The following is a 12,000-nucleotide window of genomic DNA, read 5'->3' as shown; positions in this document are numbered from 1 at the left end:
GTGTCACCATCCTCCTACGAAAGTTCTCCTTCCGGGCGAACGTTTCCTTCCACTTGACGTAACTTCGATAGCGTACCTCCGCGTTTTACGGTCCATTCTGACGAAACGTGACGGAGAAGTTCCGCCCCGATTCGAATAGAAAATCCAACAATATGTGTTCTCCCCCAGCAGCCACGCCCAAGGGAGATGTTAAATGCCAGACGTTCACACGACTCCTGACATCTCATACTCATCGGGAATCAGGGTGCCCGATGTAGCCGACCTGTCTCGCAACTAGTCGGAAACTCCCGCGGGCAGTAAAAATTGGGCTGGATGTCTGAAGCGCTTAAACGCTTAGTGGATACCGAGCGCTTCGATCTGTTCTTGGTATCGATTTCGGATCGTCACTTCCGTCACTTGCGCGACGTCGGCGACTTCGCGCTGCGTTTTCTTCTCGTTGCAGAGAAGCGAGGCAGCGTAAATCGCGGCAGCAGCGTAGCCTGTCGGGGATTTCCCCGAGAGGAGCCCCTGCTCTGCGGTCGTATCGATTATTTCGTTCGCTTTCGACTGTACTTCTTCACTGACACCGAGATCGGAACAGAAACGGGGGACGTATTGCTTTGGGTCGACCGGCTTCATCTCGAGACCGAGCTCCTGCGAGATGTACCGATATGTTCGGCCGATTTCTTTCTGATCCACCCGCGATACCTCTGCAACCTCTTCGAGGCTTCGTGGGATACCCTCCTGCCGACATGCGGCATACAGCGTGCTCGTTGCGACGCCTTCGATGGAGCGTCCGCGAATCAGGTCTTCGGCCAATGCACGCCGGTAGATAACCGACGCGACCTCGCGTACCGACCGTGGAACACCCAGCGCGGATGCCATTCGGTCGATTTCGGACAGCGCGAACTGCAAGTTGCGCTCGCCCGCGTCTTTCGTTCGAATGCGTTCTTGCCACTTTCGCAGTCGGTGCATCTGACTGCGCTTTTCCGACGACAGCGACCGACCATACGCGTCCTGGTTCTTCCAGTCGATGGTCGTCGTCAGCCCTTTGTCGTGCATCGTCTGCGTGGTCGGTGCACCGACGCGCGACTTGCTCTGTCGCTCGCTGTGATTGAACGCGCGCCACTCCGGCCCGCGGTCGACGTGGTCTTCTTCGACGACCAATCCACAGTCATCACAGACGAGTTCGGACTGGTCCGCACTATTGACGAGGTTTTTCGACCCGCACTCGGGACATCCTTTGACCCCCTCCTCCTCGGTTTCGGTTTGCTCCGCGCGGCGCTCCCGTTGGCGAGTGGACCGTTTCATCAATGTTCTATACTCAATGCGAACATTTAAATCCCCGGATGGCACCTCATAGGTGACTTTCGGTTCCTTCTGACATCTCTGTCCCGGAAACACGAAGACGGCGACGTATTCTGGGTAATGTGTATATTATCTATGGTGTATAAAACGAGAATAGGGTTAGCAGCTAGGTTTTGCTAATCGAGAGATCTCGACCATCGTATCGTTGCTTTCGGGGTTCGAGTCGCGGAACGTCCAGGAACGGTCGAACGCCATTCCTGCTTCCTGTCCCTTCATGAGCAACTCGTTGAGAGCTACCTCGAAGTCGGCGGTGGTCGTATTCTTGGAGACGCTCGGTTGGTTTGGAGTTGGATCGGCTAGTTCAGGGCGCGGGGCGAGGCTCGTTATTTCCACCATCACATCGTCATATTCGGGCTCGTCATGACGGAACGTCCACGAGCGGTCGAGTTGGACGCCGTTTTCACGTGCTGTGGAAACGAGGACTTCGAGAGTTCGTTCGAACTCCTCGGGAGATGCTGCCCAGGCGGGTATGTGGTTTGCCTGGCTCATTTCATTCAGTGCTACGTACATCCCCCATATAAACTCGGAATGCCGTTCCGTGCAGTTTCGATATTTTTTACCGTTTGAAACAGTTTGAAACGGTATGGGAGGGCGTCGTCGGTTTATTATCTCGCCAGATTCTGGTTATACTAGTCATGAGCACGACGGAGCGACCTTCGATTAGTATCGATGACCGGGCTTCAGATGGGGAATCGGTAATCGAGGGGGAAATCTCGACGGACGACGTGTTCCACATCCTTCAGAGTCGACGGCGTCGTGCCGCGATTCGATATCTCCGCGAGACGGAAGGTCCGGTCGAGATGCGTGACCTTGCGGAGCAAGTCGCGGCGTGGGAGAACGAGACGACGGTCTAGGCGCTCACCCCGGATGAGCGTCAACGTGCCTATATTCCCCTCTATCAGTCCCACCTTCCCAAACTCGACGAAGAGGGCGTCATCGAGTACAACAAAGATCGCGGTATCGTCAGAAAGGCCCCGCTAGCAGCTGAGTTAGAACGGTATTTGTCCGTCGAGGAGTCATCGGACATCGAGACCGACGGTGATGAACACCGATGGGATACGTATTACCTCTGTGTCTCCTCGCTCGGATCGTTCTTACTAATCGGCGCGACGTTTCACTTTCCCCTTTTTACTCTCGTTCCCAGCATCGCAGTGGTCGCATGTGTGCTAGCTGCATTTTGGCTCGTGTCAGTTAGCCACTCCCTCTCCGTGTGATTTCCATGCAACGTGACGATAGTCGGGAGCAACGCGAACTGTCTCGTTTTCATCCCCTCTCAGCGTAATTCGTCTAAGCAGTTCTCACAGATGTCTACGCTCGCTCGAAGATACGCTTCTTGCTCTTGTAATTCCATTTCGATGCGCGTTACTGGGACGTAATCTTTGCAGTATGCACATCGTTCGATAGCGTCGACTCGGTTCGATACGTCGTGATTTCTCGGCATTATCTCCGCTCCCGTTGCAGTCCGATGGCCATCTGGTGAGGATATGAAAAGAACCCTCCAAAAGGTATGCGTTAGTAGTTCCGTACTTTAAGTACAAACGGACTACAACGGACGGAAAAAGGCGGTGCCGTCAGTCTGCGAGTTCTGCTGCTTCTTTCTCGCCAACGTACTGTGCTTCCCACTCCCGTCGTGCTTCGATCTCCCGCTGACCACGTCGAGTAAGGGTGTAGTAGTTCGTTCGGCGGTCGACTTGTCCTTTCTCGACTAGTCCTTTGTCCACGAGGGTGTCGAGGTTGGGGTACAGACGCCCGTGGTGAATGTCCTTCTCGTAGTAGTCTTCGAGTTCTTCTTTGATGGCGAGGCCGTGTGGTTCGGTCAACCCGTTGATGACGTACAACAGGTCTCGCTGGAAGCCAGTCAGGTCGTACATGTTCGACTCGATGTTATGTCTATGGGGTATTAGTTAAGTGCATGATAATGCTCGTCTTGCGCAGTGAAAATGGGCGTCCCCCTTTGTTTTTGAATTTGACAGTTCCTCAATCTTGACAAACATTCATCACTGTTGTCCGGTTTCTAAACGGTTATTCCCGAAAAATCCGCCCAAAAATGGCCCAAGATAATATATGTGCTGAGTCATCATGTGGCTATGATATGAAGAAGCAAGAGTTGATTCACATTCACGGACTGATTGCGGAGGTACGGGCCCAGTACGAGGAACGAAACGATCGAACCCTTGACTTTTCTGAGTACGAACGGATCGGTGTCAACCCGACATCGATACATCATTCAAAAACTGACCACCAGGAAGCCATCTTTGCGCTCATCAGTAGAATTACTGACAATATGACTACGAAAGAAGAGCAACTGACGTCACACGCTAACTGATAGCTTCTGTACCTCCGAAGTATCGTCGAATAGGTCTCCGTTATCGTCCGCGCGCCCGTTCTGACATCGCTTGTGCGAGCGTTACGAGTGAGAACATCGCAACGATACTCCCACCGATCGCTACGCCAGGTAATGCTGCGAGTATTGGGGCGCCGAGAACCGTTCCCACAAGGAGAATGGTACTGAGCACCGAGACACCCAGATAGTACGACTCCCACGACGGTTGTTGGATCGATTCTTCGTCGTCTTCCGTTTGCGTTTCGACGGTAAGGTACCGGTCGAGTTGATCCGCCAGCTCCGTTCGCTCGATCGTTCCCCTACTTTGATTGTATTCGATGATCCCTTCCTCGTCGAGTTTGGGAAGGTGGGACTGGTAAAGGGGGATGTACACACGCTGACGCTCGTCCGAGGTGAGCGCCTGGACCGTCGTCTCGTTCTCCCACGCTGCGACCTGCTCCGCAAGATCACGCATCTCGACGATTCCGTCATTGTCTTTGAGATAACGGAGCACGTGACGCCGTCGAGGGGTCTGGAGGAGATGGAAGATTTTATCCTTCGAAAGTTCCGGTTTAGGACTCACATCTGATGCAATACACGTGCTTCCGTTGTCCGCCTGGACTTCAGTAGCGCTCATGACGGATGAATTATCGCTAGAATGGGTAATAAACCAATAATGTTCTCCCGATTTGTTGCGAACGGTTGTGATAGATTGTTAGTTCAGTTAACGACCCTATAATATGTAAGATAACCACATCTGTTGCTTCTATTATTTGTGGGGGTACTAACACGTATCTCGATAGTCATCATGGCTGTTAGAGGATTAAAAATGGTGATTGAGGCTCTATGAAGACATTTCCCGCGGGGTTCTGTGTTCTTCATCCACCTGTCTGGGGATTATTGTCGGAATATATTTTTGAATTATCGGTCGTATTATCTTTGAATTGGTCTCTATCGTCGTCCGAAATGTCTGTTGAAACAATTGTGAACGGTATCCCTCGGCTCTTTTTTTACGCCCATTTTCCCATCAAATCACTCTCGGCGAACGGTTTCGGTTAACCTCTCTATAGTAATCAGGCGATAAGACGTAGAAAGATACGCCCAGCACGGAGGCGGGGTGTGACAATATCCGGCCGCGAGGGTCGTTAGCGCTCATGACTCCTATCTCCCTCGTGTTCAGTTCCATACCTTCTTAGAAACAATTCAAGAAATAATTCGAGATTTAATTCAATTACGAAAGGATGCCTTCCGATACGATTTCGAATATCTTCCTTTCGCGTTCATTTTGTTCCCTAAACTTTAAACCCAGGTAACGTAATACCACAACCGGATTTGATTCCTCGACAATGGCACATGGCGCATCCAATTCCGACAAGATACCCAATGAGCTAAACGATTCGTCGGAGGCCAGTATGCAGGATGATTCTTCGTCTACTTCCGCTCCGCAAACCCTCCTCGCCGAGATTTTCATTTCTCATGAACGTCTCGTTCTCGTTCCAACACTCGAATCGATCTCCGAACTGTCGGTTCAGATCGAGGGAACACCGGTATCCGACGGTTCGTTTCACTTCATGTCCGTCTTTGGGAACGATTTTTCGTCGTTCGAACGCTCCCTCGAGATTGACACGACCGTAAGCGAAGCAACCCTTTTTTCGACGTCTGCTGACCGACGAACGTACCGAATTCGACCATCACCGGATACGATCCCGCTCCTTCCGACGGCCAGCGACCTGGGAATTCGGACGCTCGATATCCAGAGCGGAAACGGAGGGTGGGTCGTTCGAATCCAACTCCTGTCGCGCGAGTCCCTCATCGATCTTCGAAAAGCGTGTCTGGAAATCGGCACTACGTTCCACGTCCGTCAACTGTACGATTCGGATTCGAATACGGATACCGACAGTACACGGTTGACCGAACGTCAGCGAGACACCGTTCTCACTGCCTATCGATCGGGCTATTACAACGTTCCTCGGGGAATCTCACAAGGCGAACTCGCGGCAGAACTCGACGTCTCGACGTCGGCGATTTCACAACAGTTACGACGAGCAACCAGGCAACTCATCGCCAGTACGTTCGCCGTCGATGAGGATTAAGCTTCGAACGGGGATTTCGATGCTTCCGGTTCGGAACCATTGAGGAAGACGAGATTCCCCCGTCCGATTTGGACCCGTGTTATCTCGTCGTTTTCCTCCATCTTCGAAAGCTTCCTGCTAACGGTCGACTTGGACCACGACGTTTCGGTCGTGATATCCGCCTGTTTCATTCGACCGCCGTACTGAATGAGAAGGGAACGGATCCGTTCTTCGTCGGTCAGCATCTCCTCGTCCGCTAAACTCCCGATCGGTGGCTGGACCGTCTCCGTACTCTCCTCTTCGCTTTCGGCCGGTTCCTCGACACTGGTTTCGGTGGCGGGTTCCTCCTTTTCCAGTTCCGGCTTCTTTCGGTCGAACAGGCCGGAAAGGATCGTTCGAATGGACGACAGTGGGCCAGTCGATGGTTGTTCCGCTTGCTCGGTTTCGTCCTCGGCTTCGGTCGTTTCAGCCGTTTCCGTGCTCGGAGTGTAGGTAGGTGTGGTCGTCCAATCGGCACCGCTGTCGGAAACCTCGACGACGACGTCGAACAGCGTTTTTAGGGTATTCGTGGTTTCTGGATCGTGGATATCGGGATCCATCTGGAAATATCCGACCGCTCCTGCAGCTTGTATTCGGTGTGTAAGTATGTGGAGATAGCGAAATGCAGTATCAAAATCGACGTATTCGAGGAGAACTGTTAGGGTTTGTACTGATACTACTGGTTGCGTTTCTCCGTCCGTCCACTCCTTCAGACGGTCACTCAATGGAACGATGATCTCCATCGGGTCGGTCGGGTCAACGACCTCCGTCGTCACGTAATCGGGAGTCTGTTCGTCATACGTCTCGGACTGGGCCATTCCACTCGCATGGATGAACCGTACTTCCCGTGGTGGTGCCCCGACACTCCGTTGCCAATCTTCGAGCCACTGTCCCGGTGGCTGCGTGTAGGTAACGGTTGCCAAACTGAGATTTTTGGGCCGCATCGAAGCTACAAGCTCCATGTGCGCCCGGTTGCCATCAGGGGTGAGGGGGGCAAGGACGAGAACGTTTGACGCTCCTTGAAGGTCTTCTTCTATCTTGCGAACGTTCATTTATTCCATTTCTCAATATATTCTTTCACTTCTATATTCTGGATAGTATCTATCATATTAAATGCACTGCGGCATGATATCAATGTATTGTTCTCCTACACTATCCTCTGATATACGTTTGCATTTCCAATTGTCGAAGCGATGATATCTTTGACAGTATCCGATTCGTGAATTGTAGGGCCCAAATATTGTCGTTCCGGTTTTTTCGGTGTAACTGTCGAGGATATCTTCGAAGTGACGTGGATAGACATGGAGGTAAATACGTGCTTACCCCGATGTTTCGTACCCGTCTATCGTCGTTCATACCTGCGAGTTGTTACCGACAACCCGTGTTCGTTTTAAGTCATACATCAGCCTACCCTAAAGCCAGTGTGTGACTATTACCATCCTTTATTAGCGACCCGGTTATCAAAAAGTATTGGCTTGCAAATGCAGGGTTACCCTTCGTGACGTAACGTGTTCGTGATAAGATTTGCGTACCCGCGCCGCAATCGCGTCGAAAGTGCGTTCGGTGAGATATCGAGTTCGCCAGCGACGTGTTCCAACGTTACCTCGCGGGGAACGTTGAAGTAACCGGAATCGAGCGCAGTCACGAGGGCTTCTCGTTGTTTCGGCGTCACTTCATATTTCCCGAACGCGTTCGGGTGTCGAGATTCGTAGAGTCGGGTCAACTGAAACGAGAGATCGTAGTTTTCACAGTAGTCGTGAAACTCCGTCAGTGACGATTCACTTGGAAACAGCAGTTTGAGAAACCAATCCTTTCCATCGCTGGTCGCTTCGAGGATACTGGCTTTCAGTTTCGAGACGGCGTGACCGACCGTTCCAGTACGCTGGCGCCATGAAACTCGGTAAAATCGTTCGTCGTCGTGCTCTTCCAGAACAGTCAGTGATTCGACAGTTATGTCGTCTTCAATTGCACGTTCGAACGATTCGAACGTCTCTCCACTCGCCCAGAAGTACGGAGTTACATATTCGCTGTCCGCAACGACGCGCTCGATCTCGACATGAATCGCGGAAACTCGTCGCAGTGTCTCGTGGAGGATGAACTCCTCTGCTGGCACGACGAACTCGGTCAAAACGCTCATCTCTCTATCCCATGCATGGTGTCGGCAATATTGTAGCTATCGGTGCCTCCTCCCGCCGTTTTCTCCCATCTTCGGCGCTATTATCGAAAAGCTTTTATCAAAATGGAGTCCATCCGTCTATTGATTGCAAGACAAGTGAGTGTAGTTCATGCATTATATTCGAAGTCACTGCCAACGTATAATTGATATCGCTACGTTTGATATAGCAATGGCAGTGAAACACCACGTAACCAATGTCTGACGAGCCAACTGTTCTCATTGCTGACGATGAGCATGCGATCACGGACTTGCATGCTCGGTGGCTTGAAGATTCCTACGACGTTAGGAAGGCGTACAACGGGACTGAAGCGCTAGATAAAATCGACGATTCCGTCGATATCGTCCTCCTAGATCGTCGGATGCCGGACTACTCCGGTCAGGAAGTCCTCGACAAAATCCGTGAGCTATCGATCGATTGTCGAGTTGCGATGGTAACTGCGGTCGAACCCGATTTCGACATCCTTGAACTCGGATTCGACGATTACATCTGCAAACCGGTTTCCGATCCGGAGCAACTTCGAGAGATCGTCTCCTCACTCGAAACCCGCTCGGCGTACGACTCACAGGTACAGCAGTTTCTCTCGCTGTCGTCGAAACGGGCCGCGTTGGAGGATCGAAAGGAAGCGAACGAACTCTCGCAAAACGAGGATTACGTCGCTCTCGAAACACAGTTGGCATCGCTTCGAAACGAACTTTCGTCCACGGCAATGGATTTGGACGACGATGACCTCCGCGCGGAGTTCCACAACCGTAACAGATCCGGCTCCAAGTTGATGGAGTCCGCAAAGCAGAACGACGCATCGGAGACGAAAAACTGACGGTTTTCGTTAAAGAGATGCCGTGTTGGATTATTCGATAGAATTATGAATAATGATCCCAAATCTGACAGGAAGAGGATGTCTATCATGCTTCCCTCTTGGACACAACTATGGGTCGTTTCGTCCGTCGCTCATTCACTACTCTCCACCCTCCACCGATCTCGTTCGTTGACGTCCAGCTGGAAACGACAACCATGAGCGAAAATAGGACAGCACAGGAGACCGAGTCCGTTTCGAAGGGGAGTGTTCTGTTGCTCATCGATCATCGACGGAACCGTCGACTGTTGGCCGACTGGCTCACGTCCGAATACGAAGTCGTTCTTCCGGAGAACGGTCTCGATGTGTCGTTTGACCTCTGTATCGTCGACGAGGCATCGTTCAGCCGACATCGTGATGAACTCGAACGCAGAAAGGAAGCCGCACTTCCCACGTTTCTCCCCTATCTGCTCGTCACGTCGACGACGTCCCCCGCACGGACACCGGAAGTGTGGCAGGGAGTCGACGAAGCCATCACGACACCTATCGAGAAGGCAGTCTTGCAGGCACGATTGGATGGGTTGCTCGAACGTCGACGACTATCGGTCGAAATCGAGCGGGAGAAAGAACAGAGCGAAGAGCGGTTTCGAACGTTGTTTCAGACCGCCCCCGACCCAGTCTTCGTTCTCGATGCTGATGGCAGAATCGAGGCAGTCAACGACGCGTTTTGCCGTGTCTCAGGACTCACTCGATCGACCGTGCTTGGCGAACGGTTGGAGAGTATCGACGCGTTCCCCAATGATTCGCTCGACAGGCTCGCCGCCGACATGCGTGGCCAAGGGCGAAATCCTGACCCTTCGCCCTACTCGGTGACGTACATGACGCCGGATGGGGAAACACGATATGCGGAAATCAATACCACTCTGATGCGGTTCGACGAGGAGATTCCCGAAATCATCGGTATCATCCGAGATGTCACCGAGCACAAGCGGCGAAAGCAGGAACTCCAGCGGCAGAACGAACGTCTCGACGAGTTCGCTAGCATGCTTGCTCACGAACTTCGTAATCCACTCGGAATCGCACAGGGATATCTTCGTGTCGCGGAGATGGAAGACTCGGAGGACGCGTTCGATGAGGTTCGTGGTGCGCTCGACCGAATGGAGCGAATGATAAACGAAATGCTGGACCTCGCACGCAAACCCGACGCACTCAACGACAAGGAAATCACCAAGTTTTACGATATCGTCGAGAACGCGTGGTCGCGTATCGCTCCGCCCGAGGCAACCCTCGTGTTGGAGAACGTCGAGGGTGAGATCTCGGCCGATATCGACAGGTTGAGTCAGGTTTTCGAAAACCTGTTTCGAAACGCCATCGAGCACGTCAGCCGGGACGTTACGGTTCACGTCAAACGCACTCCGAACGGCGTCTGTGTCGTCGATGACGGTCCCGGAATCGATCCGGACGAGCGCGAACTAGTGTTCAAAAGCGGCTACACGACGGACAACGGAACCGGTCTCGGTCTCTCCATCGTTCAACAGATCGTCGAAGCACACGGCTGGGAAATCGAGGTTTACGAGGGCGGTACGGGTGGCTCGAAGTTCGAGATCACGGGTATCGATTTCGAGTGACGGGTGGCTCTCGTCGCCCGCTATCGTGGAAACGAAATTCGTGGACAGACGTAGGATGACAGTCGCGCAAACCCCTGCGGATTTCCGCGTTCGAAACGACGGGAACCACCGAAAAGCCGTTGTTCTCATCCGAGTGAACTCGACTCGTCCTACGAGTGAAGCGTGTGGGTGCCAAAGCCGGAACTCGACGGCGTCAACGCCATTCCCTATCGACACGATGTTCGATCGTCGGATCCGCGGCGGCACCACGTTTTAGCGTCGCCCAACGGGTACACTTGGGACAGGCATAGACGATGCCGTCCTCGGTCCCCATCGTCCGTGCGAACGAAGGATCGACGTGTTCGTTTCCACAATCAGGGTTTCGGCAGTAGCGCTTCGAGTCCGTGTGCCGATTCCACACGCCACGTCGAACGGTATCGCCCGTGTTCTGCCACTCGGATTTAGCCATGGATACTCACCTTCTCGCGCGCGAGGCGCTCGCCCGTCTTTCTATCATGTAGCTTCCAAAATTCGGCGTCCATTCCGGGGAGCCGACTACACTGGTGACACCAGAAATGGCTGTTCGTCGTCTCCCAACTGGTGTGGCCGTTCGGGCACGTGTAGCGCCACTTCGTGATCGGGCCGTCGATGTCGTGGATACCCATACGCTGGCATACGACCATTCTTCAAAAAACTTCGAGCCTTATCCATGGTGAAAGTAATTCCTCATTCGTTCGTGACGTTTACCTCCGCTATCGTCCGTTTTCGGCCGCATACGGAACTACAGCTAAGTGAAAGTAAACCGCCAAGGTGACTACCCCGTTTTGGCGCATCTGGTGGTTTTGATGGTTTTGACGGTTTTGACAGCTTTGATGGATTTTCTATTTTTGTCGGTTTTGCTAGTTTTGATGGTTCTATCCCCAGAACGCTACCACGTTTCTCCGTCATACGCCATTCCCCAAAATGCCGTTTCGAGGCGCGTACTCGTCAAAAACGCATTCTCCATCGCATCATGCATTCCCGGTGATTCGTCCGCTTGTCGGTCCACGAACGTTCGCATCCATGCGACGGAGTCACGAAATTCGTCGCTCGTATACTTCTCGATGAACGGCGTGTATCGGTGCTCTCCGTCCGCGATGGTTGCCATGTGCTCCGCGACGTCGAGATATCCCTGACCGCACGGGTAGACGGCCGCTGCGAGTTCGGCGAGTGTTCTCTCGTAGGCCGTTCGCAACAGGTAGTTCGTGTACGCGAGACACGTCGGCGTTTTTTGAACCGCTTCGAGTTCGGCACGGGAAATTCCGTAGTCGGCGGCGAACGAGCGATGTAACTCCATTTCGTCCGCAAGAATCGTGTGTGCGACATCGAACGCGTGGGTCATCGTCGCCTCGTCACGTGCTTTGCAGCCGGCGACGGCGAACACGCGAGCGTAATCGAGCAGGTAGCGATAATCCTGCTCTACCCAATGACGGAACGCATCCGCTTCGAGCGTTCCGTTCGCCAGTTCGACGACGAATGGATGTGCTTTCTGCTCCTCCCACAGGTCGCTCCCCTTCGTGAGGAGATGGTCACTGAACGCCATGCTACCATATCAATTCTCAAGTGGTATAACTTGGTAGTGAATATTTGGAATCGCTGACGC

The 12,000-nt window shown here is 52.9% G+C and carries 14 protein-coding genes; 5 read left to right on the top strand and 9 right to left on the bottom strand.

The features are described from left to right. Positions 1–333 precede the first annotated feature (333 nt). Positions 334–1,290: a transcription initiation factor IIB gene (locus NKF25_RS23795; protein ID WP_066139049.1), complete on the bottom strand. Its 957-nt coding sequence runs from the start codon at positions 1,288–1,290 to the stop codon at positions 334–336. Positions 1,291–1,446: 156 nt separating this feature from the next. Further along, positions 1,447–1,836, bottom strand: a complete 390-nt coding sequence (locus NKF25_RS23790) for a hypothetical protein (protein WP_253229096.1) — start codon at positions 1,834–1,836, stop codon at positions 1,447–1,449. A gap of 146 nt (positions 1,837–1,982) precedes the next feature. Here NKF25_RS23790 and NKF25_RS23785 point away from each other — a divergent pair, with 146 nt between their 5' ends. Beyond that, on the top strand, positions 1,983–2,201 hold the full coding sequence (locus NKF25_RS23785; RefSeq protein ID WP_253229095.1) for a hypothetical protein: 219 nt from the start codon (positions 1,983–1,985) through the stop codon (positions 2,199–2,201). A 717-nt stretch (positions 2,202–2,918) separates the two neighbouring features. On the opposite strand, the gene NKF25_RS23780 is transcribed toward NKF25_RS23785, so the two are convergent. After that, a complete protein-coding gene (locus NKF25_RS23780; protein ID WP_066139052.1) occupies positions 2,919–3,218 on the bottom strand; it encodes a PadR family transcriptional regulator in 300 nt (99 codons plus the stop codon). Between the two features lie 221 nt (positions 3,219–3,439). Here NKF25_RS23780 and NKF25_RS23775 point away from each other — a divergent pair, with 221 nt between their 5' ends. Further along, positions 3,440–3,673, top strand: coding sequence for a UPF0058 family protein (locus NKF25_RS23775; protein WP_253229094.1), 234 nt, complete (start codon positions 3,440–3,442; stop codon positions 3,671–3,673). 40 nt (positions 3,674–3,713) lie between these two features. Here NKF25_RS23775 and NKF25_RS23770 read toward each other — a convergent pair whose 3' ends face one another. Continuing rightward, positions 3,714–4,145: a hypothetical protein gene (locus NKF25_RS23770; RefSeq protein WP_253229093.1), complete on the bottom strand. Its 432-nt coding sequence runs from the start codon at positions 4,143–4,145 to the stop codon at positions 3,714–3,716. Positions 4,146–5,082: 937 nt separating this feature from the next. Here NKF25_RS23770 and NKF25_RS23765 point away from each other — a divergent pair. Then, complete coding sequence (locus NKF25_RS23765; protein ID WP_253229092.1) at positions 5,083–5,763, top strand: helix-turn-helix domain-containing protein; 681 nt, start codon at positions 5,083–5,085, stop codon at positions 5,761–5,763. Here NKF25_RS23765 and NKF25_RS23760 read toward each other — a convergent pair. Together NKF25_RS23760 and NKF25_RS23755 are read right to left on the bottom strand one after the other, a co-directional pair. Further along, positions 5,760–6,341 (bottom strand): hypothetical protein, encoded by a 582-nt coding sequence (locus tag NKF25_RS23760; protein WP_253229091.1) that lies wholly within the window; start codon positions 6,339–6,341, stop codon positions 5,760–5,762. The genes NKF25_RS23765 and NKF25_RS23760 overlap by 4 nt on opposite strands. 929 nt (positions 6,342–7,270) lie before the next feature. Continuing rightward, positions 7,271–7,918: a helix-turn-helix domain-containing protein gene (locus tag NKF25_RS23755; RefSeq protein WP_253229090.1), complete on the bottom strand. Its 648-nt coding sequence runs from the start codon at positions 7,916–7,918 to the stop codon at positions 7,271–7,273. A 233-nt stretch (positions 7,919–8,151) separates the two neighbouring features. Between NKF25_RS23755 and NKF25_RS23750 the strand changes: the two genes are divergently transcribed. Beyond that, a complete protein-coding gene (locus NKF25_RS23750) occupies positions 8,152–8,775 on the top strand; it encodes a response regulator (protein ID WP_253229089.1) in 624 nt (207 codons plus the stop codon). A 194-nt stretch (positions 8,776–8,969) separates the two neighbouring features. Continuing rightward, positions 8,970–10,379 carry a PAS domain S-box protein gene (locus tag NKF25_RS23745; protein WP_253229088.1) on the top strand — a complete coding sequence of 470 codons (1,410 nt, stop codon included), beginning with the start codon at positions 8,970–8,972 and terminating at the stop codon, positions 10,377–10,379. 193 nt (positions 10,380–10,572) lie between these two features. On the opposite strand, the gene NKF25_RS23740 is transcribed toward NKF25_RS23745, so the two are convergent. From NKF25_RS23740 to tenA, 3 genes are all read right to left on the bottom strand, one after another. Then, the gene (locus NKF25_RS23740; protein ID WP_253229087.1) at positions 10,573–10,827 is read right to left on the bottom strand and encodes a hypothetical protein; all 255 of its coding nucleotides are present in this window, start codon (positions 10,825–10,827) and stop codon (positions 10,573–10,575) included. Further along, on the bottom strand, positions 10,820–11,023 hold the full coding sequence (locus NKF25_RS23735) for a hypothetical protein (RefSeq protein ID WP_253229086.1): 204 nt from the start codon (positions 11,021–11,023) through the stop codon (positions 10,820–10,822). Before NKF25_RS23735 ends, NKF25_RS23740 begins: the two co-directional genes overlap by 8 nt. Positions 11,024–11,286: 263 nt before the next feature. After that, positions 11,287–11,940, bottom strand: coding sequence for a thiaminase II (gene tenA / locus NKF25_RS23730; protein WP_253229085.1), 654 nt, complete (start codon positions 11,938–11,940; stop codon positions 11,287–11,289). Positions 11,941–12,000 lie beyond the last annotated feature (60 nt).

Origin of the sequence: Haladaptatus sp. AB643, from assembly GCF_024136975.1 — an archaeon.
Taxonomy (GTDB): domain Archaea; phylum Halobacteriota; class Halobacteria; order Halobacteriales; family Haladaptataceae; genus Haladaptatus.
Note: the sequence above shows the minus strand (reverse complement) of the source record. Positions and strands in the feature narration are given on the sequence as shown.